Source organism: Caballeronia udeis, from assembly GCF_001544555.2.
GTDB lineage: Bacteria > Pseudomonadota > Gammaproteobacteria > Burkholderiales > Burkholderiaceae > Caballeronia > Caballeronia udeis.
The window spans coordinates 37,944-60,745 of record NZ_FCOK02000010.1; the positions used below are offsets into that span (position 1 = coordinate 37,944).

17 protein-coding genes and 2 pseudogenes are annotated in these 22,802 nt (G+C 59.0%); 8 read left to right on the plus strand and 11 right to left on the minus strand.

Translation table 11 applies throughout. The annotated features are described in order from the left end of the window. Positions 1 to 95: 95 nt before the first annotated feature. The 3 genes from AWB69_RS09890 to AWB69_RS09900 all read right to left on the minus strand — a co-directional run bounded on the left by AWB69_RS09890 (position 96) and on the right by AWB69_RS09900 (position 4,247). Positions 96 to 800, minus strand: coding sequence for an aspartate/glutamate racemase family protein (locus tag AWB69_RS09890; protein WP_062084721.1), 705 nt, complete (start codon positions 798 to 800; stop codon positions 96 to 98). An 882-nt stretch (positions 801 to 1,682) separates the two neighbouring features. After that, entirely contained in the window at positions 1,683 to 2,630 is a 948-nt protein-coding gene (locus tag AWB69_RS09895; RefSeq protein ID WP_062084722.1) for a LysR family transcriptional regulator, read from the minus strand. Between the two features lie 363 nt (positions 2,631 to 2,993). Continuing rightward, the gene (locus AWB69_RS09900; RefSeq protein WP_082913344.1) at positions 2,994 to 4,247 is read right to left on the minus strand and encodes an MFS transporter; all 1,254 of its coding nucleotides are present in this window, start codon (positions 4,245 to 4,247) and stop codon (positions 2,994 to 2,996) included. Between the two features lie 890 nt (positions 4,248 to 5,137). Here AWB69_RS09900 and AWB69_RS09905 point away from each other — a divergent pair. The 6 genes and pseudogenes from AWB69_RS09905 (at position 5,138) to trxB (ending at position 9,915) form a co-directional block, all read left to right on the plus strand. Then, positions 5,138 to 6,265 (plus strand): hypothetical protein, encoded by a 1,128-nt coding sequence (locus AWB69_RS09905; protein WP_062084723.1) that lies wholly within the window; start codon positions 5,138 to 5,140, stop codon positions 6,263 to 6,265. A gap of 37 nt (positions 6,266 to 6,302) precedes the next feature. Next, positions 6,303 to 6,878, plus strand: a complete 576-nt coding sequence (locus AWB69_RS09910) for a UGSC family (seleno)protein (protein ID WP_062084724.1) — start codon at positions 6,303 to 6,305, stop codon at positions 6,876 to 6,878. Further along, positions 6,875 to 7,213 (plus strand): thioredoxin family protein, encoded by a 339-nt coding sequence (locus AWB69_RS09915; protein ID WP_062084725.1) that lies wholly within the window; start codon positions 6,875 to 6,877, stop codon positions 7,211 to 7,213. The genes AWB69_RS09910 and AWB69_RS09915 overlap by 4 nt, the downstream gene beginning before the upstream one ends. 13 nt (positions 7,214 to 7,226) lie before the next feature. Beyond that, positions 7,227 to 7,589 (plus strand): annotated as a pseudogene (locus AWB69_RS09920) (acyl-CoA dehydrogenase family protein); the annotation flags it as partial. A 13-nt stretch (positions 7,590 to 7,602) separates the two neighbouring features. Further along, positions 7,603 to 8,829 carry a CaiB/BaiF CoA transferase family protein gene (locus AWB69_RS09925; protein WP_062084727.1) on the plus strand — a complete coding sequence of 409 codons (1,227 nt, stop codon included), beginning with the start codon at positions 7,603 to 7,605 and terminating at the stop codon, positions 8,827 to 8,829. Between the two features lie 51 nt (positions 8,830 to 8,880). Continuing rightward, positions 8,881 to 9,915 (plus strand): thioredoxin-disulfide reductase, encoded by a 1,035-nt coding sequence (gene trxB, locus AWB69_RS09930; RefSeq protein WP_082913332.1) that lies wholly within the window; start codon positions 8,881 to 8,883, stop codon positions 9,913 to 9,915. Between the two features lie 1,072 nt (positions 9,916 to 10,987). Here trxB and AWB69_RS47560 read toward each other — a convergent pair. From AWB69_RS47560 to AWB69_RS09940, 3 genes are all read right to left on the minus strand, one after another. Next, positions 10,988 to 11,155 carry a hypothetical protein gene (locus tag AWB69_RS47560; RefSeq protein WP_156528793.1) on the minus strand — a complete coding sequence of 56 codons (168 nt, stop codon included), beginning with the start codon at positions 11,153 to 11,155 and terminating at the stop codon, positions 10,988 to 10,990. Positions 11,156 to 11,381: 226 nt separating this feature from the next. Then, the gene (locus tag AWB69_RS09935) at positions 11,382 to 11,768 is read right to left on the minus strand and encodes a tautomerase family protein (RefSeq protein ID WP_062084728.1); all 387 of its coding nucleotides are present in this window, start codon (positions 11,766 to 11,768) and stop codon (positions 11,382 to 11,384) included. A 92-nt stretch (positions 11,769 to 11,860) separates the two neighbouring features. Continuing rightward, positions 11,861 to 12,661 carry an acetoacetate decarboxylase family protein gene (locus AWB69_RS09940; RefSeq protein ID WP_062084729.1) on the minus strand — a complete coding sequence of 267 codons (801 nt, stop codon included), beginning with the start codon at positions 12,659 to 12,661 and terminating at the stop codon, positions 11,861 to 11,863. Between the two features lie 326 nt (positions 12,662 to 12,987). Between AWB69_RS09940 and AWB69_RS09945 the strand changes: the two genes are divergently transcribed. Further along, positions 12,988 to 16,053: an ATP-binding protein gene (locus tag AWB69_RS09945; RefSeq protein WP_062084730.1), complete on the plus strand. Its 3,066-nt coding sequence runs from the start codon at positions 12,988 to 12,990 to the stop codon at positions 16,051 to 16,053. Between the two features lie 60 nt (positions 16,054 to 16,113). Here AWB69_RS09945 and AWB69_RS09950 read toward each other — a convergent pair whose 3' ends face one another. From AWB69_RS09950 to AWB69_RS09965, 5 genes and pseudogenes are all read right to left on the minus strand, one after another. Then, complete coding sequence (locus tag AWB69_RS09950) at positions 16,114 to 17,781, minus strand: helix-turn-helix transcriptional regulator (RefSeq protein WP_062084731.1); 1,668 nt, start codon at positions 17,779 to 17,781, stop codon at positions 16,114 to 16,116. 208 nt (positions 17,782 to 17,989) lie between these two features. Beyond that, the gene (locus AWB69_RS09955) at positions 17,990 to 18,574 is read right to left on the minus strand and encodes a YceI family protein (RefSeq protein ID WP_062084732.1); all 585 of its coding nucleotides are present in this window, start codon (positions 18,572 to 18,574) and stop codon (positions 17,990 to 17,992) included. A gap of 37 nt (positions 18,575 to 18,611) precedes the next feature. Beyond that, positions 18,612 to 18,773: pseudogene (locus AWB69_RS49255) on the minus strand (YceI family protein); the annotation flags it as partial. 160 nt (positions 18,774 to 18,933) lie between these two features. Beyond that, positions 18,934 to 20,085 (minus strand): porin, encoded by a 1,152-nt coding sequence (locus tag AWB69_RS09960; RefSeq protein WP_062084733.1) that lies wholly within the window; start codon positions 20,083 to 20,085, stop codon positions 18,934 to 18,936. Positions 20,086 to 20,195: 110 nt separating this feature from the next. Next, entirely contained in the window at positions 20,196 to 21,845 is a 1,650-nt protein-coding gene (locus tag AWB69_RS09965; protein ID WP_062084734.1) for an FAD-dependent monooxygenase, read from the minus strand. Positions 21,846 to 22,386: 541 nt separating this feature from the next. Here AWB69_RS09965 and AWB69_RS09970 point away from each other — a divergent pair. After that, positions 22,387 to 22,773, plus strand: coding sequence for a MarR family winged helix-turn-helix transcriptional regulator (locus AWB69_RS09970; RefSeq protein ID WP_331712665.1), 387 nt, complete (start codon positions 22,387 to 22,389; stop codon positions 22,771 to 22,773). The last annotated feature ends 29 nt before the right edge of the window (positions 22,774 to 22,802 follow it).

Here is a 22,802-nt window from a genome sequence, read left to right on the forward strand (position 1 = left end):
CCTGAGCAAGCAGATCGGAGCCAGGCTTTCTTCTGGTGTCGTGAATTGCCTCCGGCTCCCCCTAATTTTGTCTGCCCACGTGCGACAGCTATCGGCTACTCAGCGGCCAAAGCCATTTCTACAGCTGCCTGCGCATGGGCAATGGTCGTATCGATGATCAGCACCGGACTGTCTTCGGGCTTTACGAGCATACCAAACTCAGTACAACCAAGAATTATGACCTCCGCCCCCCGCGCCACGAGATCCAGAATCGCTGCACGGAATTTTTCGCGAGTGGAAGGCAAGAAGATACCCTTCGCGAGTTCGTCATAGAGCGCATTGTGCACATTATTCTGGTGCTCTCCCTGCGCGACCAATACGTCCAGCCCATATCGCTTTTTCAGGCGCCCCACAAAGTACGTCCCTGTCATGGTGTATCGACTTCCCAACAGGCCAACCGTTTTGAAGCCGCGTGCAAGCACCTCTCTTGCCGTCGGGTCGACGATATGAATGAACGGCAGATTGACCGAGCTTTCCACCCGCTCATCTGCCGTATGAACTGTATTGCACGCCAGCAGGAAAAAATCGGCGCCCGCAGCCTTTACCTTATTGCCTTCAGCGGCGAGAAGGTCCCCAACGAGATCCCATCGCCCTTCACGCTGTCGACGCTCGATCTCCTCGAAGTCGGTTTGGGCGAGCACGATTTTCGCGCAATGCAACCCGGCTCCGCCCAGACGTTGTGCGACGAGTTCATTAATTACACGGTAGTACACGATCGTGCTCGGCCACGCGACACCGCCGACAATACCTATGGTTTTCAAGCAATCTCTCCAGAAGTTAAAGGAAAACGCGACGCCCCATGTCAAGCTTGAAAATAAATTTCACACCAGTTGACGCACCACTCACCGAGTTCGGTATGCCCGCGACCTGAAGCTTACTTTCCCAGTCTGAAACGAGGCCTCCATACAAAAGGAAAAATGGGGATTGGGTAAGCAGCATCGATCGGTTTCATCAACCACGCAGCTGAAACCTGGCCCGGAGCGAAAGGGAACAACGGTCCCGATTCACCGCTAGAGAAGCACCGTATTGTGGCGTAGACACGGCGAGCGGGCCGCATCCTGATGAATATGACTGAGCGCGCAGCGATGGCGAAAGCGCGCTGTTTGCTGGAATCTTCCATGCTTATGGCAACGCTTGCGAGTAACCACGGCCACGACAGCTAGACTGCCCAGATAAATATCTGAAAATTCTAACTCCGCATCCGAAGAGGATTCAAGAAGTTACTGTTAACCTAGTCGACTTCAATCTGCGCATATATAGCCGCTGCAACCAAAATCGCAGCCCGCGGCCGCGATCTTCATATGACGAGTCGCGACGCTTCACGGTCCCGAACAATCCGTCTAGCCCCGACTCGGTTTTGATTAAACTAGCTCCTAACATAGCTAATGCCATGCTTGCTGTTCTCAATATGTCGGCCGGGTAGGATACCGATTCATACTGCGAAATCATTGGCAGCGGAAATAACGACTGGACGGAAGAATACCTGTCGCAATCATCCCGCCACCACCGCAACCGGCCAAACGATGGAGCAACTTCGCTGACGTTCGTCCTGTGCAAGTGGAGAGGCCGGCTGACGGCACCATCATGACTGTCACGATCTCGACGCCGGACTGGCGTCATGGTTATTCCAACTGAAATATAAATCAGACGCTATTTTCCTGCCGAACGGACTCGTCCTTGCCGGAAAGCGACCAGTCGTCCTGAAGCTGACCAAGGAACCCACGTGCACTTGGCGTAAGCCCCCTGTCTCTGAGCAAAACAACCCCGACGGTCCGGTTGACAGCAGGCTTGGTCAACGGCCGGGAAATCAGTCCTGCGCTCAAAGCGGATGGCACCGCTCCCCCAGGCACAATCGCAAGGCCAACGCGTGCATGAACGCACTGCATCACAGTTGCGAACTGGTTGACCGTAACCGCATGCTGAAGAATCAGGCCTGCTGCCGATGCAAGCCCGTCCAGAAAACGCCTTGTCTGTGCCTCTTTCGGCAATGAAACCATGGCATACCTCGACACCTCGTCAAGCGTAATCCCGGCCTTGCTCGAAAGTGGATGACCTTTGGGCATCACGACATGGAACGCTTCAGTTGCAAGCGTGATAGAGGAAAACTCAATAGGAACCTCGTCGACGTACGTCACACCAAGGTCAGCGACACCACTACGTACATCATCAAGTACAGTCCCATGCACACCCTCGCGTATTTGAATTTCGATGCGGGTACGCGATTCACGGTATCGGGCAACAATCCTGGGTAACTGCGTATACGCGACGGACATCACTGCGGACACGATGACCTGCCCCCGTTGTTCGTCGGATATCTCGCGCATGCTCTCGAATGAAATGCGTAGATCCGCGAGGATGCGGTTCGCGAGCGCAATAAACTCCTGACCCGCCGGCGTGATTTCAAGCCGCCGCGTAGTCCGTCGAAAAACTTCAAGTCCAATTGCCTGTTCGACGCGTTGAACGGTGCGTGTAAGCGCGGGCTGAGAAATGTTGAGCGTCAGGGAGGCAGCCATGAAACTGCCGTGTTCAGCGATAGTGCATACGGCAAGCAACTCGCGCGAACTCAGATCGGGAATGGCACTTTTGTTCATGTGATATCCCTCGAAGGCGTGCGTGACTATTTTATGCGCATTCCGCAACTAAGTCCTCAAATAAACCAATCCTGACATTAGATGAATACGACTCGACTATCGGTGGGACCGAAACGCAGCCCCCTACATTCACTAGAGCGCTACCTATGAAATCCTGGTGCCGGCCAAGGGAGTGATCGATTACAACGTGAAGGTCCGGTCTGGACTGGAGAGCGAAATTTGACGCTCGCTGCCCGGGCCTTCGTGTTCCGCCCGGGCAACTGAGTGCTAACCGTTGAGGCACGCAGCGCAATGTCGTATTGCGCGCGAGCCAACAATCGGGGACCTGCCGGTCGTAGCACGGCACAGCATGCCCGTGCGTGTTTAAACCAAACGATGCGCATTCGGACTGAGCTCCGGATCGTCCGGGTTCGTGTCCAGAGGCTCTATTGCAATAGACTTTCCTCGCCGTTCGCGTGTAAACGTGATCATGATAGGTATCACCACCGCCACTACTCCCACAACGCAGGCCATGCTCATCGCCAAGCTCCAATCGCTGCGTTGAGCCAGGGATAGTTGCAGTGTCGCATTGCTTGCAGCCAGCAAATTGCCCAATTGATAAACCAGGCCCGGAAACGTTGCGCGGACATGAGCCGGTGATATCTCGTTCAGATGGGCAGGCATCACTCCCCAGGCACCCTGAACAGAAATCTGCATCAAGAAGGCACCGATCGCGAGCACGACAGCAGTCGAACCGAACGCCCACAGCGGAATAACCGGAAGCGCAATCAAGGATGCAACGACGATCGCCTTGCGGCGCCCAAGCCGCTCTGAAATTGTGCCGAAGAGAAGCCCACCTATGATTGCTCCCACGTTATAAACAATCGCGATCACACTCACAGTTTTATGACTGAAATGCTTCTCCGTTTGCAAGAACGTTGGATAAAGATCCTGGGTACCGTGCGCAAAGAAGTTGAAAGCCGTCATCAATATGACGAAGTACAACGTCAGCTTCCAGTTCTGCAATAACCAACCCCACAGGCTTTCCCTCTTCACCGTTGCATTCCTCTCCCACGTCGGAGATTCGGGTACGTTTCTACGGATAAAGAAGACAAGGATCGCAGGAATCGCAGTGACAGCAAACATGCCTCGCCAACCGAGTACTTCGTAGGCCAGCCCATAAACGAGCGCAGCGAAAAGATAGCCAGTGGGATATCCGGACTGGAGCACTCCTGACATGAACCCACGCGAACGTGCCGGAATAGACTCCATTGTCAGAGCGGAGCCAACCCCCCATTCTCCACCCATGGCGATACCAAACAAGGCACTGATAATGAAGAACGACGTCAGGTTTGGTGAAAATGCTGTTAGCAAGCCGAACAAAGAAAAGCAGACGACATTCAACATTAATATCGGCCTACGACCGAATCTGTCTGCCAGTCTACCGAAAATCAATGCTCCAAGCGGGCGCATGGCAAGCGTGCAAGTCAGCGCAAATGCAACGCTTTTAATGTCTGAATGGAATGCCGCAGCAATGTCCTTCAAAACAAACACCATTACAAAAAAATCGAAAGCGTCCAGCGTCCACCCCAGGTAGCTCGCTATGGCAACATTCTTCTGCTGTCTCGTCCACATCATTGTCTCCATCATATTGTCCAGGCACTGCTGTTATGCCCCGGTCCGCGAACCCGCCGGGGTTGGCCTTATATGTCCGCGCAACCGTATCGCACAGGGTCATACCTTTCTCCCTGCCCGCCAGCGCAACGTTCGCCTTGACAGGCTATTGCCCAGACTAGCGTTCGCCAGCACCAATGCCAATCGCAATTTGTTTCTGGTTATAGTTGCGATAAACACATATATATCGGCAACTTTGGTGGCCCGAGTGCAGGGTTTCTATCGCAACTGCCCGACCGAACCGTATACACGGATGCGCTTCAGGCTGAGCGAAGCGTCACCGGCACCTGAACCGGCAAGCGGGCCGATTACTTGAGCAGCGGTGCGTCGACGCGATGGCAATGTTTCGGCGTGCTGGTGAGAAAGAGGCTTCTCCTGCCATGATCTGCGAAGCCGTACGCCGCGCCCAGCGAGGAGATCATGAGTGTCTGTCCAACGAAATGAGCATCTCACCGCGACAGATCCCGCCAATGATGATCAGGATGACGTATTTACACTGTCCGGGGCGAAGATGCCAGAGACGGATGCGCTCGCACATTGCACGTTTGGCCTTAGGCCGCGTCCACCGGAACTGATGCGCCAGCGCGTAGGGTATGAGCTGGCGGGGGAATCGCAAACCTGGCCACGACGCAGCAACTCGATGCGCAGCATGCGTGAGGAGAATGTGAGCAAAGGCATATCGAGGTGACGCGCCCGCCGCTACAACATGTTCTCTTCAGGCAAGTGCTCCGTGTTTTCTCTCGACCATAAAGTATTCATACCTCATGCGAAATTATCTGGCGCAATAGATTGATCTTGTAATAAATATCGACACCCGCCTAAGCTCTCTCCATAAACTTGACAAGGAGTGAGAGATGGATGCGGTGCTGCAATCGAGCAAGACGAGGGAGTCTGCGATGGCCACGGTTCCGGCCGATGTGGATCTGGTTGAATACTATTACGAGAGGGGATTCAGCGACGGGCTGCCGGTAGTTCCGCCAACGCAGGAGAAGGTCGATGAGATCGTGGCCCGCCTGGGCGGCGATGCGTCGTTCGTGGAAGCGCGCATTGCGCCGCGCTGGGGTGACCTGACCCGTGAGGTTCTCGCGATCAACATGGTCATGGCGGGCTGCAAACCGGAATACACGCCGGTGGTGCTGGCTGCGGTCAAGGCGCTCACCGATCAGGCATTCAACCTGAATGGCGTGCAGGCTACGACCCACGTAGCCTCGCCGCTGCTGATCGTCAACGGCCCGATCGCCCGCGAGATCGGGATGAACGGCGGCGTGAACGCGTTCGGCTCGGGCAACCGCGCGAACGCCACCATTGGCCGCGCGCTGCGTCTGATCATGCTCAACGTGGGCGGCGGCTGGCCTGGCGATCTGGACAAGAGCACGCTGGGCCACCCGGGCAAATACACGTACTGCGTGACCGAGAACGAAGCCCAGAGCCCGCTTGCTCCGTACCACGTCGAGCACGGCTACAAGCCGGAAGACTCGACGGTGTTCGTGATGGCCGCCGAGGCGCCGCACAGCGTCACCAACCACATCTCCAACGATCCCGAGGGCATCCTCGACACGATGTGCTCGGCAATGAGCACGATCGCTTCAAACAGCGCAGTGCTCGGCGGCCATGTCGCCGTGGTGCTCGGCCTGGAACATGCGCAGACGATCGGCAAGCACGGATGGTCACGCGCCGATGTGCGCAACTACCTGTTCCAGAATCATGGCAACCGCTTCATCGATCTGGCGTACGGCCACCGCTACGGCAAGGTCTACAACCGCAATCTGCCCAGGTACTACAAGCGCGAGGACAACACGCGCATCCCCATCATTCACAGTCCGGAGAACATCCACCTGTTCGTGATGGGTGGCGAGGCCGGCCGTTTCTCGGTGCTGATCCCCGGCTGGGGTCACATGAGCTCGCCCGTACTGCGTGCAGTCGAAGGCAGCGGCGCGGGAGACAACGGCGCTGAATGCGTGGGCGGCGCCTGCGCACTGTAACGATGACGGCAGCCCAGCTGCATTCCAGGAGAAAGACATGTTGACGAAAACCAATACTGTGACTGTGTATGACCCGCGGGGAAGCATCCGCTTTGAGAACGTAGCGACCGCGCCGCGCAAGCAGAAGCTGGCCGGGCTGCGCCTGGGCATTCTGGACAATTCGAAGTGGAACGCCAACAAGCTGCTGCGCGGCGCGGCTGCCGCGCTCGCCGAGGACGTCGCGTTCGCCGCGGTGAACTATTACGTCAAACACAGCTTCTCGAAGGACGCCACGCCGGAGCTGATCGAAAAGATCGCTGCAGAGAACGACGTGGTGCTGACCGCGATCGGTGACTGCGGCTCGTGCTGCTCGGCCTGTATCCGTGACGCGATTGCGCTGGAGAAGCTTGGCGTGCCGAGCGCTGCGATCATCACGACCGAGTTCGCGCGCGAGACCGAACTGACGCGTCAAGCCGTCGGCATGAAGGCACTCGAGCCGGTCGTCATCATGCATCCGGTGAGCTCGATCACCCAGGAGGAAGTCGCCCAGCGTGTCCAACAGATCCGGCAACAGGCCCAGCAAGTCTGGCTCGGTACACAACCGCCTCTCACCACCAAGGTCGAACTGCAATGATCAGCACTACATCAGAAAGCAGGTTCTCCCCGCCTGATCTGGAGGCGCTTGTCGCTCACAGCGATATTCCGGTGCTCATCGACTGCTTCACACCCGGATGCGGTCCATGCGCCGCGCTAAGCCCTGTGCTGGACGAGCTTGTAAACAGTACACAAGGTCAGTTGGCTATCGAGAAAATCGACGTTGCAACGTACCCGGAGATTGCACACCGTTTCGGCGTGCGCGGCGTGCCCACGCTGCTGCTTTTCAAGGGCGGCCAATTGCACGCGTCACGTACCGGTGCAGCGTCGCGTACGCAGTTGCTTACCTGGCTTTCCGCCCAACAGGCCGTTTGAACGGCGACTACATTATTTCATTGACCGGAAGCAGTTCGGCAAGCCCCTGGCCGCCAATCAGTTGATCCAGAAGAAGCTCGCGGACATGCAGACTGAGATTGCATTGGGACTGCAGCCGTGCCTTCGGCTGGGTCGCATGAAAGACGAAGGAATCGCCTCGGTGGAAGTCACCTCTCTACTAAAGCGCAATTCCTGCGGAAAAGCTCTGGATATTGCGCGACTCGCGCGAGACATGCTCGGCGGGAATGGGATCAGTGACGAATTCGGCGTGGCTCGCCACCTCGTCAATCTTGAAGTCGTCAACACCTACGAAGGTACGCACGACATTCATGCGTTGATTCCCGGCCGCGCGATCACCGGCATCACGGCATTCTGACAGGAGACTCTCAATGGGCGCACTGTCGCATCTGCGCATACTCGATCTTTCCCGTGTACTGGCCGGCCCTTGGGCCAGCCAGATACTCGCGGACCTGGGTGCCGAAGTTATCAAGGTCGAACATCCTGACCGTGGCGACGATACACGCGCCTGGGGTCCGCCCTGGGCCAGCACGGACCGGTGGACCGATGAACGTCAGTCAGCATATTTCGCTGGTGCCAACCGTAACAAGCAGTCCGTCGCGGTTGATATCGCACACCCGCAGGGCCAGGAGATCGTGAAAGCACTGGCATCGGGTTGCGATATTGTCATCGAAAACTTCAAGGTTGGTGGCCTCCGTCAGTATGGGCTCGATTACGAGTCGTTAAAGGTAACCAATCCCGCCATCATTTATTGCTCGATTACGGGATTCGGTCAGACAGGCCCCTACGCACATCGTCCCGGCTACGACTTCCTGATCCAGGGCATGGGCGGATTGATGAGCGTAACCGGTCACCCTGACGGGGAACCTGGTGACGGCCCATTGAAGGTCGGCGTCGCCCTGACCGACATCCTGACCGGTTTGTATGCCACCGTAGGTATCATGGCCGCGCTTGCTCATCGCGACAAGACGGGCGAAGGCCAGCAGATTGACGCGTCGCTCCTTGATGTCCAGGTGGCGTGCCTGGCCAATCAGGCAATGAACTACCTCGCCAGTGGGCAACAACCGCCGAGGCTGGGAAACGCCCATCCGAACATCGTGCCGTATCAGGACTTCCGGACAACTGATGGTCATATCATCATAACCATCGGCAACGAAGCCCAATTCGCCCGGTTCTGTGAGGGACTCGGCCGGCCAGAGTGGTCGACGGACAATCGCTTTGCCACCAATAGCGCGCGCCTTGCCCATCGTCATGAACTGATTTCCCTGATACAGAGTGTCATCGCTACGCGTACAACATCCGAGTGGCTGGATACCCTGGAGACACGCTCGGTACCTTGCGGTCCCATCAATGACCTTGCGGCAGTTTTCGCCGACCCGCACGTGCAATATCGAGGCATGAAGGTCGACTTTCCAGATGGCGACACTTCGGGTGTTTCAGTGATAGCAAGCCCGCTGCGCCTTTCAGCTTCACCGGTGGAGTATCGCAGTGCGCCTCCGCGTCTGGGAGGTGAGACCAGGGGCGTACTCCAGCGCCTGCTGGGCTTCGGCGAGGAACAGATCAACAACCTCATCCGTGATGGCATCGTCCGCGCGTAGGTTACTTACGGGTATTGAGATACCAATCTAAATCTTTATGAAGACATTTCCATGCAAAGCGACGACAAGCGCCACGCGCGCGTTTTGATCCTCGGATCCGGCCCAGCCGGATACACAGCCGCCATCTACGCTGCCCGTGCAAACCTTGAGCCCATGCTGGTGACTGGCCTGGCGCAGGGCGGACAGTTGGTCACCACGACCGAAGTGGATAACTGGCCCGCCGATGTGAACGGAGTGACCGGTCCTGACCTGATGCAGCGCTTTCAGCAGCACGCGGAGCGCTTCAATGCACACATAGTGTTCGATCACGTCAACGAAGTCGATCTGAAGCAACGACCGTTTGTGTTGACCGGCGACGCCGGCACGTACACCTGCGACGCACTGATCGTCGCTACCGGCGCATCGGCGAAGTACCTGGGCCTGCCGTCCGAGGAGGCTTTTCTCGGCCGCGGCGTGAGTGGTTGCGCGACGTGTGATGGATTCTTCTATCGCGACCAGGACGTCTGTGTCGTGGGCGGCGGAAACACCGCTGTTGAAGAGGCGCTTTACCTGTCAAATATCGCCCGCAAGGTACATCTTATCCATCGGCGTAATCGGTTCCGCGCCGAGCCCATCCTCATAGACAAGGTAATGGAAAAAGTCGCAGCAGGGCGAATGCAGTTGCACACCTGGCACACGCTCACGGAGGTTCTCGGTGACGATTCCGGAGTAGTCGGCGTACGCCTGAATAACCTAAGAGACGGCGGAACCACAGAGATAGAACTAAAGGGCTGCTTCATTGCAATTGGTCACCAACCGAATACCGACCTTTTCAAGGGGCAGCTCGAAATGAAAGACGGTTACGTGGTCACCAGAGGCGGTGCAAGCGGGATGGCGACGATGACCAGCATCCCAGGAGTGTTCGCCGCAGGCGACGTCCAGGATTCTATCTACCGGCAGGCTATCACTTCCGCAGGGACTGGTTGCATGGCCGCTCTGGACGCGCAACGCTTTTTCGAGCAGGCAGGATCGTCAGTGACTGAAAAGAAGAGTTTTACCGAACATGACCAGACCGCGGCAGAAGTGCCGGGATCCGCCCTTGCCTGACGTGGCATGGAAGTTTGGAGCTGAGCATTGCCGGTATCGGCATCTGATCCGGCTTTCCAGTCGATCGGGTGCTCGCAGCTCCAGGAATTCTTCACCGCGGGTAACGACTCACCGCAGGGGCCGTTTTGTGCGGCGATCGATCACCACGTTCAAGGTTGAAGGAACGACGACTTTCGACCCAGCGACCCAGTACGGGGAGTTCAACCATCAAACCGCCGGACAACACAATGCATGATAAATCGATATGTGAGTCAAATCGCTCTCGTGACCGAGCAATGCGGGCCTGGACTTGGAATTGGTATCACGAAGCACTGAGAGCCGGATTCATTACCCCGCCCTATCAACCGAGCACCGAAAATTTGAAATGCCTGCAGAGTTTCTTTCATGCTGGTCTGTCACCAGTGGACGCTGCGCACATATGCTTCGCTCCAAAACACTAGACGTCGCCGACGATCTATAGTCTCGATCCGGGCAACTCTACGAGATCCGCACTTCGATGCTTCGGTCAGTCGGACTCCTGTCTATGTCAGACAATATCGCGCTGCCATCCATGTCTGTGATGGATGCCCACCGGAATAATCTTGACTGCCGCCTCACGCACTGTCACGGCGATCGAGCGTAAGCAACGCCCGACTCGTTTAGCGTGCGATTCGCAAGCCGAGCCTCAATGTGACAAATCATCAGTTGGGCGGGTAAACTTCCGTATCTCACCAGATACTGGCGATAGGTCAAGGCGGGCGGTTGGTGATTGCCCGCGCGGGGAACCGTATGGAGTGCAACAGGGCAGATTTTTCGGCAATACGACACGCAGCAGCAGCATCGGCCAACCAGGAGGACGCTGCGATCTGGCGTTGGTTTTCCGTTTTGTTTGAGGACCGCCGCATTCGGTGGTGTCTCTCCGGTACGCAATGGCTCGTCTCCGTCGATAACAAACATGTAGCTACAGCAGAGAGCTTTGATGCGGCGATACGCAGCGCAAAATCGAATACAGAATCAGGGAAGAAATTTCACCAGCATGGATTGCGAGACGATGACACGCATGACCCGCTTTGACCCGCTTTGACCCGCGAGTCTATGCGACATGGACACCGAGCCAACCATCCACCGTAAGTTCAAATTTTTCTGTAGCAGCCTCAACGACGACATCGGCGGCCTGCAGTTGTCCATAGTCCGTTGACACCTTTTTAAGGCTCCTGAAATCGGCTACGCGGGCAGACATGTCGTTGTTGATGGTACTCATAGACCCTTGAAATACAGCGTCTGAACGCCCCGGCACAAAAAGGAAAAGATTCCGAAGCCGAGAAGGCGTCGGGATTGGACGGCCAGTTCCTTAATAGACCTCACGTCTTCACGCTGCCGAACGCGGGAACGCGGATGCCATGCAATTCGATCTGGTGTGGACCCAGCCCGACGAGAAACTCACAACGTTCATTGTTTCCCCACGGGCGTTACCCTGGCTTGAATGATCAAGCGCCACCCTGTTCGCTCGCGACGTCCGGCATGATCTGTCCCATTTCCATCGCCTGACTGGACGGCACCTCCTGAATGCCGATGACAATCTGATCATCGGGCGCACCCGTCGCGGCCTGGAACAATGTCCAGAGACGCTGTAGCAAGCCGCGCTTATATTCAGGCGTGCGGCCGGTTCGGATCAGAAGTGTGAGCGCGGCGGTGGCCGCGGCTTCTCCGGCGGTGAACCCGTTCCCAGGTGGATATTCCTGAAACACCACGTGCACCCAATTCCTTGGCACACCGGAATATTCGGAATGCAGGTCAGTCAGTTCGACCGCGAGCCTGGACCTGGCCTCACTGTTGAGTACCCCAACCTGCGTGGTCAAGGTGTAGAGCGGCATGGGCACGACTCCTGTTCGGACATGTTGCGAGCATTCAAGTTGGCGCCAGGGGTCCCCTGGCCCCCTGCCAGGTCAGGAGGCCATCACAGCGCTCACGCCGCGTAGTTCTTCAGAATGCGCAGATCCGTCACGGAGTACGCCATACCGAGCCGATAGCCCCGGCCGACGCGCACTGGCGCAATCAGATGCATCTCCTCTCCGGCGACTTCGGGAATCTTCAATTCCGCCGAGCCGGCCCAGACGTCCACGATCGCGAGATTGTCCGTCAGCGACATGGTGAGTTCGTCGACCGGCGGCTTCTCCTGAAAACCGGATGCGAGTTGCGGAAAGTAACGGCGCATCGTGGTAGGCCGATTGAAAACGGTCGCAGGGTCAGCGACAGCTTCCTCGAGCTGGAGACGGGCGGTCGCCAGCCTTTCCCCGTGTGCGGACACGCTGGCGCCGAAGCGGCTGCCTTTCGCAAGCGGCGCAGCGGCGAGACTGGGTGCGGAAAAACTGCGCGTCTGATAAACGCTGGCGAGTTTCTTCGGAAATCCCTGCGCCCATCCACGGGCAATCGCGGCATCGTTATCGACGAAGATGAACGGACAATAGTTGACCGGCATACCTTCGAAGACGGCCTCGACCAGAACGAAGGCTTCACGGTATTGATACCGGGCGGGGTCGGTCAATTCGTCATTGGAACCCGTGAACTGCCAATCCAGAAACCAGAAGAAGGCACGGCCGCCGGATTTCTCGTCCACCGTGACGCCTGGCGGGAGGAGCGCCGCGATTGCCTTCTGGTCGGCCCAGTATTCAATGGCGAGACAGTCGCTGGAATAATGCCATGGCGGCAGTGTCGCCAGTGCGGACTTCCCTTGGCGGGTAAGGGGAACTGAAAACGCTTTGGGCATTTCGTTTCGTCCTCGATTTGAGCGACCGGAAGTCGCCGTTCATGGGGTGCAGGCGTCTTTGGAAATCGCCGTGCATCACCTGACGCGGGCCGTCCGAAGGCATAGGCCGGCGGTATGCATTGCTCCTTCGACCCATCGCCATGAACCATTATTGTCGAGGGTGCTAGTGCGTCCAATCCCCCGAACGGGGGACGACGTTGCGGGTTGAAGGCCTTGCGGACTGCGGTTGTCCATGCCGGACCATTCGAGATTTTCGCGGGTTAGAATCGGCAGGAAGTTTAAAACTGGATGACACGAATGCATGAGCCGCACGGCCGGAGACAAACTTGAGCGATTTTCCGCCTTTTCGGCTTGATCGAGCCAATCAATGCGTCTGGCAATCAACGCCAGACGGAGGCGAGCGCCGGCTCAACCTCAGGCCGCGTGCCTACGACATGCTTCAGTATCTGGTGGACAATGCCGGCCGCCTTGTGACGCACGATGAATTTCTCAACGCGCTCTGGCAAAAGGTTCTCGTGGAACCGCAGGTTCTGAAGGGGCACATGCTGTCGATCCGCGCCGCGCTTGGCGACGATCCAGCCAACCCCACATTCATCGAGACGCTTCGCGGCCGCGGCTATCGTTTCATCGCGCCTGTGCGAACCCGCATGCCCGCCAATACCGCTGCCAGGGCCACTGCCGCCGATGCAGAGGGACAGGCTCACGGAACATTCGTCGGACGCACCCCGCAGTTGGAAAAGCTCAAAACGCTGTTCGACGAGGCCTGCGCAGGCGAGTCCCGGGTCGTGTTTATCGCTGGGGAACCAGGTATCGGCAAGACGACTCTCGTCGACCAGTTCCTCGAATCACTCGACGGCCGTGCCGACGTGCTGACTTCGCTCGGGCGCTGCGTGGAGGGTTACGGCGGCACCGAGCCGTATTACCCCGTCCTCGAAGCCCTCGCTCAACTGGTGCGCGGCGAAGCTGGCGCAGCCATCATGCGCAGCCTGATTTCGATCGCCCCGACCTGGGCCGCGCAGCTTCCCGGTTCGGTGCCGGAGCGGTATCACGCTGCGCTCCAACACCAGTTGGTTGGCGCCGTGAGTGGCCGCATGCTGCGTGAAATCTGCGAGTTTTTCGCCGCGCTGTCGGTGCAAAGGCCGCTCGCGCTCGTCTTCGAAGACCTTCACTGGTCGGATTACTCGACGGTCGACATGCTCTCCGCCATCGCTCGCCATCGCACCCATGCACGGTTGATGGTGGTCGCCACTTATCGCCCCGAGGATGTGGAAATCGCTCGTCATCCGCTGGGCCGGTTGAACCGCGACCTCGGCTTGCAAAAACTCTGCCACGACATTCTGCTCGGGCCGCTGACCCAAGGCGCCATTGCCGAGTACCTTCAAGGCAAAGCGCAGCAAGCTCACGAAAACGGTCTCGCGCAACTCGTGTCCGAGCGCTCCGGCGGTAATCCGCTCTTCATGGTGGCGACGCTCGATCATCTTGTCGCCCAGGGAATCGCCCAGTCCACGCCGGATGGATGGAAGCTGCATGTGTCGCCGTCAGAAGTTCGGCTCGAAGTGCCACTGACGCTGAGCCAGGTCATTGAGCATCGCATTCAACGGCTGACGGACGATCAACAACGCGTCCTGGAGGCCGCCAGTGTGGCGGGACTCAGCTTCGACGCGACTGTCGTGGCTCCGGTGGCCCAGTTGAACCAGGAATGTGTCGAGGAGACGTGCGAGGCGCTGTGCCGGCAGGAAAGCTTCATTCGCCGCGAGGCACCTGCACCGCTCGACCACATGGTCGTGGCACGCACGTTCGCGTTCCGCCATACGATGTACCGTCAGACTTTCTATGAGCGTCAGGGCGCGCTGCGAACCGCGCATTCCCACCTTCGGATTGCCGAGGAACTCGAAGCACGCTGCGCTCCGGAAGCGCGTGGCGGCATCGCGGCCGAGCTGGCCCAGCATTTCGCGGCCGCGAGGCAATGGTCGCGCGCGCTGGGCTACCTGCGCATCGCCATCCAGACGGCAAAAAAACGCCTCGCGTACAACGACGCGCTCGCCGTTCTCGATCGCGCCATGATGCTGGCCGCCAATCTGCCGGAGGATGCACGGGCGGCGGCGGAAGCTGAATTCCTCGAGGGACGCGCGTCAATCTTCACCGCATCCCATGACCGGCGCGCACTCGAGACTTGCGAGCAACTGGCAAAGCGTGCCGCGCAACTCGGTCTGATCGACATCCAGAGCCGCGCGTTGCTGAGCCTCGCTTACGCCTATAGCTGGCGCGATCAATTGCGCTGCAGCCGGATCATCGACGAAGCGCTGGCCCTCAGCGAACTGCAGACCGATCCGCAGCAGCAGGCGCGCACCCGCATCAGTGGTTATGTCTGGAGAATGTGGGTACGTGGCTGGCGCGCCGACGACATCCGTCAATGCGAAGGCGCGCTCGAGGCCTTGCGTAACGGCGCCGATCCGTTCACGACCGCCTGGTCGCAGTGCGAATACGCCATGGTATTGATGGTCTCCGCGCGCTATCAGCAGGCCCAGGACACCATTCTCGCGAGCTACCAGTTCCTTGTCGACAATGACGAGAACCGCCCTGAGTTCAACATGGCGCGCGCCACATGGATGGTGAATCTCGGCGTGCCCTGGACACTGCTGTATCTGGGCGATCTTGGGCGCGCCCAGCACGAGTTCGACCGGGCGATTGCGATGTATACCGCCAACGGCAATCAGTACGGTGCGGATACGCTGACACTGTATCGCTGCTGGGTGCAATTCCATGCACTGGGCTTCGATGCCATGCTCGAGTCCTGCACGCAGGTTCTCGCGGAAACCCTGACAGGGACGGCCGTGCGTCGATCGACCCTGCCTGCGGAGCAGCGGCTCGCCATTCTCCTGAAGGGACTGGCGCATCTTGGCCTCGGCGACACCCGCGCCGCGCGCGTTCATTTGCTCGACGTAATGCAGCGCATGGATGACGAACCGGTGATTTTCGACTGGTACTGGCGGCTGGCGCTCGAATGGGGACTCGCGAACCTTGCGCTTACGGAGGGCAAACTCGACGAAGCAATGGCGCATGCCGCGCGTCTGGTCAGGCTTGCGACCGGCACGGAAGAGCGCACCTGGCAAGGTTTGTCGTGGGAGCTACACGCGCGTGTGGCGCTGCAGCTTGGCACTGTGACGGATGCCGTGCGTTGCCTGGACAAGGCGTTCGCAGCCACGCAGCATTTCCAGACCCCGCTCGCCGACTGGCGCATTCATCGCACTGCGAGCGAAGCGTATGGCCTGACTGGTGACGTGGTAGCGGCTGCTCGTCACGCCGAACTCGCGGCGAGTAAAAAAACGGCGCTTGCAGCAAGCTTGCCCGCTGGGCACACTCTGCGCGCCACGCTCGAGGCAGACAGCTAGCCCCCATCCACGTCCGGGAGACGCCGGCCGATGCCGGCATCTTGCAAGTCTCCTGGGTGTCTAGAGCAAACCGAGACGGGTCGCGAGCGTGACAGCCTCGGTCCGGTTTCTGACCGACAGCTTGGTGTAAAGATGCTTGGCGTGCGATTTCACCGTTTCAGGGGCGATGCCAAGCTCAACCCCGATCTGCTTGTTGGACAGCCCTCGCCCCATCAGCGCGACGATCAGGCGCTCGCGCTCGCTAAGTCCCGTGCTGAGGTTCGGGCGTCGCGCTGCGAACGTCTCATTGGCCTCGCTCGCGTCGCGTTGCCGGTGCACCAGCAGCATGCTCGCATACGGCAGCAGTTCGCGGATATCGCTGTCCGGAACGATTCGCTGTTGCACGATGGCTTCAATGAGCTCAGTGACGCGCACACTGCAATCAACCAGGGTTTGATGCAGACCAACGGAGGGCGCGAGCCTGAGCAGACCGACGAGCACCTCGACCGCCTCGCCGCGTTGCCCCATCACGAGCAAGGCTTCAACCAGCAACAGGACAACCGGCACCGCTGCGTAGAGACCACCGCGCCATACCGTGTCGCGATGAACCTGCCGCAAGGAAATCATATCGACGGCACAAGGCGAGCGGGTTAGCGCGACGCGCGCCTGTGCGATCGTGTAAAAACGCGCGATCTCAAAGCGCACGTTGCTGCTTACGGCGCGCTCTTCGGCCGCGAGTTCGGCGAGACGCTGCAGACAGCTTGCAGCCTGCTCGACGCGCCCGCAACCTGCCTCGACCTCAACCTGGTGCGCGAGGCTCGCGGCCCGCAGTCTCGGCCAGCCGCGCCGCTCGCCGAGCGCCTCCGCTTCGCTGAGAATCACCAGCGCGCGGCCATGCTGCCCCCGGCTTGCGGCGATGCTCGCCAGCAGCGCATGTGCACGCAGCGCGCTTTCGACCGTGCAACATTGGCGGATATTGGCGATCCGGGCGACGAGCAGCGCCTCGGCTTCATCCACCTGGCCCTGTTCGTAGAGCACTTGCGCAATGATGCAGGCGGGAAATGCATCGGCCAGGACGTGCGTGCCGACAAAGCGGCGCCCGATCTCAAGCGCGTGCCCGGCCAGCAAACGCGCCGTGCTGAAGCGCATCTGATCGAGGGCGACGGCGGCGTCCAACGCCAGATCGAACAGCGCTGACACCGCCTGCATCCGGCCCGGCCGGTCGTCCAGCTTGACGCGCTCCACCGCGTGGAAACTCTCCAGATCGCCGAGCCGCCAATAGACGCTGCGGCAAACGGTCGACGCAACGTGCGCAGTCCGCGCACTTGCGTCAGGGCCGCGCGCCGACAATGCGGCCGGCAACGCGGCCGCATTGTCGTCCTGCAATACGAGTGCCACCGCGCGCAGCGCCGCGATCTCGCAGCGGAGCGCTTTCGTCGCGGTCGCAGGCAGCCGGCTCGAAAGATGTTCGATCAGCTCTGTGATGGCGAGCGCGTCCCTGCAATCGAGGTGCATGACCGTCTGCCACGCCCGTTCGATATCGAGCCTGAGTTCCGCAAAGCCGAAGTCAATCCGGGCGCCGCTGGTCCGTGCAATGTGCAGAGCCTCCGCGGCGAGGCTGTCCAGCGGGAGATGCGAGGGAGAGATCGCGCGCAGCTCGCCCGTCCTGGACGAAACGCAGGGGATCGCTACGCTTCGCGGCGTCCCGTCTGTTTTCGAAAGGCTTTCGTACGCAACGACATCGTTCATGCCAGGCTCCGTCGGGACACCAGATCGTCGCAACTGCTCAACGAGGGAAGATGCCGGCCAGACTAAACCTGGCGCCGCCGCGAAGCGTGATGATTCGGTTATTTTTCGGTAATGATCCGGTCGTCACGCGGTTTTTACGGGGCTTTTACGCTGCGGCTACGGGACTTCGACGGCCTGCGCGGCCGGAGAATCGGCATGCGATCCCGCTTCATTGCTTGATACCTTCAGCCTGGATGTGCAGCACCGTCTGCATCCTGAAGCCGTAACTCTTGCCTGTGTCCACCCCGAAGTCCGACCGGTCAAAAGTCGCTGTCGACTCCGTGCCGCAAACCTCGCGCTTGAGCAGCGGGTTCTGAAAGCACTTGAACGACTCGATCGTCAGGTTCAGCGGCTTCGTCACGCCGTGCATCGTCAACTCGCCGATCACTTCGACCGGCATATCGCCATTGAACTTCATCGATGTGCCCTTATAGACGGCGGTCGGGAATTGACTTGCATCGAAAAATTTGGGGCTCTTCAACACCTTATCCAGTGCAGCGTTGCCGCTATCCACCGAGGTCATGTCGATCACCGCTTCGAGCGTACCGGTCCTGGCTTCACGATCGATTGTCACCGTGCCGCTACTTTTGTTGAACTTGCCGCGCCAGATCGAGACTCCACCGAAGTGGTCAGCTTCAAAGCTGGGGTACGTGTGCGAGGGATCCAGTTGATACCCGGTTTCCGCTGCCAGCGTACTCAACGATATGCCGGCTGCCAGAGCGGTGATCGCCGCTGTCAAAAGTTGCTTCTTCATTGAGATTCTCCTGGATGGTCTGAGTGGCTTTTGCTGCTTATTTTTTGGCTTCAACAAGGTGAAACCTGATCGTCACTTCGTCGGCGGCGACCGACGTGTCTTTCCATTCGCCTGAGCCGATGTCGAACTGGCTACGCTTGATCGGCAAGGTGCCGTCGAAGGTTTGCGTCGCGCCCTGCTGCGTGACGGTGCTCGGCAGGAGCCACGTGGCAGCCCGTAGCGGCGAATATCAGTTGTGGAGTGAGTCTCATATCTGCTGGGGCCTCCTGCTACCTGGGGAAGGAATCAATACCCGGGGCCGTCGCCTCAACGAACGACCCCGGTCTGCCCTGCAGCCACATCGAGCGGCCGCGGGCCATCTAGAACAGGTGGCGAATACCCACCATCGCACCGGTTTGATTCACGCCTGGCAATGGCGTCGAAGTGGGCGGGGGCACGCCACCGTCAATCGAGAAACTCGCGTTGCGCTGGTTGAACACATGCCCTGCTGTGACGTACACCGAGGTCTGCTTGGAAAAGAAGTACATCGCGCGCGCCGCGATCACCGACCCTCCCAGGTCCTTGCCGCTCACGGTGATATGGCCGAACTGTGCGTCAAGAGCAATATCAGCAACGGGCAAATAGGATCCACCGATCCACCAGTAGTTGCTGGTCGCATCGAAAACGGTCGGCGTCTGCTCTCCGTGATTGATGCGGTGCTGGAATCCCGCGCCGAGGGTCGAGTTGCCAAACTTCACATAGCCATCGATAAGGGCGCGTGTATCGGTTTGCGAGCTAAGTGGCAAAGCCGAGCCCGTTCCGCCCCCACCGTAATTGCGATCGAAGGCCGCTGCCGCGCCCCATCTGCCCGCGTCGTACTTCAGCATCGCAGACATGGACTTGCAGGCGCGCCAGTCGGTCGGCGATTGGCCGGCGCACCCTCCGGCCGGCGCACTATCCACCGCGTCGCGGCCGAACGAATACGACGCGGACGCGGTCAGTCCTGACGATTTGAATGTATAGGTGATCGAATTATCGACGCGCGGCTGGGTCAGGTAGGGGTCCAGATCGGCGGCCGCATAGATATTCGGAGCCAGCGTGTCGCCCGTCAATGCCGCCCAGAAGATCTGCGAATATTGCCGCCCGAGGGTCACCGTTCCCCACTGCCCCGAGAGCCCCACATAGGCCTGCCTGCCAAACAGACGCCCTCCCTGATTCAGCGAACCCGTTCCGGGAGCAAAACCCGACTCCAGTACAAAGACCGCATTCAGGCCACCACCGAGATCTTCTTTACCACGCAGGCCCCACAGGGATGGCAGAGAGGCCGTGAGAGACGGCATGTGCACCGAGCTGGATTTCTGTGGACCAACGTTCGTCACATATTCAACGCCCGTATCGATGACCCCATACAGAGTGACCGAGCTCTGCGCATGCGATACGCCTGACGCACATGCCGCCAGCGCCGAGAGCGTCCACCGAAATCCCCGGTGCCATGAATTGGCATCTCTGGCCCGATTCAACCGTGCAGTCATTTTGTTCGTCTCCAATGTTGTCGAAATCTCAAGGCGACGACACCTGCGCCGTCGCGCGTCGAGTCTGCAGCGTGGGCTGACCGAATATCGATTCGATTCAGCTCGCTCGGTCAGCGGTTGCTGACCGAACCCGATGCGCGGTCGGTGTTGCTCTGTCCTGTCACCTTCGCGGCGAGATCTTCGATGGCCTGCGGGAGCCGGTTGCCGCGCCACGCGACATGCATGTCGGGCCGCACGAGGACAAGGTCGCGCTCATAGACGGTGCGAAGCGCCGGATCCGCTGCCACAAGCACATCGAGCGGCGCACCGAGCGTTTCGAATGCGGCCAAAAGCGGGCTCGCATCGTGCCCGCCCACGACGTCGATCAACGTGTAACGCTCCGGCCGCAGCCGGTCCTGGATGGCGTCTGCATCCATGAGCCACATATGGGGAAGCCGCGCACCCGGCCACGTAGTGGGAAGATAGGCACGCAGATCGTGCGGCGGCCCTCCCGGCACATTGTCGATAATGGGCGAATCCACATAGCGATAACCCAGTTCCGCGCCGATCATCTCGTTCGATTTGCGCTGCTCCACGTTCGCCACTTCGACGAGGTGGGCACGAGCAGCCGACCCTGCGGGCGTGTCGTCTCCGATCTCGGCGCGCACCTCGGCCAACCAGGCGCGATATCCCAGCGACGCGTAGCGCGATGCGCCAACCACCCGCTCTCCAATCTGGCGCCGTTCGGCTTCGTAGGAGGCGAGCAAGCCCGGGCCTCCCCATCCTTGAAGCGTGGCGGCCAGTTTCCAGGCAAGATCGGTGGCGTCGCCAACGCCGGTGTTCATGCCCAGACCTCCGGTTGGAATCACGAGGTGCGCCGCATCTCCTGCGAGAAACACCCTTCCCTCTCCATAGCGTTCGGCGAGCAGCAGGTTCTGCCGCCATTGCGCGCAATACAACATCTCGTAGGGCAGATCAATACCGATGATCCGCTCAAACATCCGTCGCATCTCGTCATCGCTCTCGACGGCGGAATGGACCGTCCAGTGCCGCGTCGAGTCCTGCATGATCATGAAAGTAGGCGGGCCGCCTGCTACCAGATAGTGCCGTCCCCTGCCCGGTCCATTGCCGATAGGCAGTCGGTCGTATAGTTGTTCGCAATAGAACAGCCCCTGCCTCAGCCGCGCAATGTCGCCCTCGCCCTCCAGACGGATGCCCAGTTGCTTGCGTACAGGACTCGCTCCACCGTCACAGCCTGCGAGATAAGCACACCTCAGTGTTCTTCTCACACCGCCGGCATCATCGACCGCCACCAGAACACCATCATCCTGCTCAGTGAACTCCAGAAACGTCGTGCTGCGCATCACGGTGATCGCCGGCAATTGCTCGGCCACCTCCAGAAGAAGCGGCTCCAGCGTGTACTGGGAGATGAGCTGATAAGGTTCGAGCGGCAGGCGACCGTCGTGGCTCTCACGCGTGAGCACGCGAGCTTGCGCTACCGACGGATAAGGCAGGCGCAGGATGGGTGGCTCCACCATTGAACGGACGATCTGGACATCCATGGGGACGTCCTCGGGCATACCGGCGGCCCGGATACGGTCCGCGAGCCCAAGCCGCCGGAAAATCTCCATGGTCCGCGCGTTACAACGCTCCATTTTCGGCAGGAACTGGGGTGCCGCCTTTTGCTCGACGAGCACGCACGCAATGCCGCGTCTGCCAAGGTCGATCGCAAGTGTCAGTCCTACCGGTCCGGCTCCAACAATGATGACTTGAGTTTCCAAATCTGACCTCCGCTTTCCATCCCCTGTCTTCAGACGCACCTTTGGGGCTGTGTCAAATTCATTTCGCCGACACTCGTTTCTTCACGACGCCCGTCGCACTCTGGCTTGAAAATCGCGCGGTAGTTTTTGGATGAACCCAGCGCAGAAGTCGCTGCCACAGCCATCGTTTTTATTTAGTAATACAAACAAATTAAACTAGAGTTAGAACTATGAGCCTTTCATATCCAGCTAACCTCAGGCGCGATCGATCCGATTCATCCCAAACGCATGGTCAGGTAAAACAAGTATCAGACACGATCCCGGAATTTGATCCGGTTCAGCGTATGAGGCTTTGCTTCGCTCAAGAAGGAGCAAGCTATCCGAAGTCACACGGATGGAATTTGTTTGATTCTTCAAGTACACTCCTGATGGAGTATAATTGATTTTTCAAGCATACCTACCCATGTAAACCCTCAACACGCCGATCATCATGAAGACACGCAAGCGACCGGAAGAACTCGAACAGGCGATTCCCTTTCTGTTGACACGGGCCGGAGGCCGAATGGGAAACGCATTCGCGAAGGCACTGAAACCGTTTGGCCTGAACCTCAGTGAGTGGCGAGTCTGTGCCTCGCTGCTGTATGTTCCGCACCAGACCTTGTCTGAATTATCGGTGCACGCAACGTCGGATATATCCGCGCTGTCCCGGATCATTGACCGTCTTGAGAGTCAGGAATTGGTCAAGCGCGAGAAGAGCACGACGGATGGACGGTCAATCAGGATTGCCCTGACAAGCAAGGGGGACGAACTGGCGCTGCGCATAGTCCCGGTCGCGAAGCAACATGAGTCGGTGATCCTTACCGACTTCACGGCAAGCGACGTTCAGGTGCTTCGCGCCATGTTGCTCAAGTTATACGAGAACGCTGGCGCGCTTGACGACCTCGCTTGACTCGATACATTCGCCGTCAGTGGCGACAT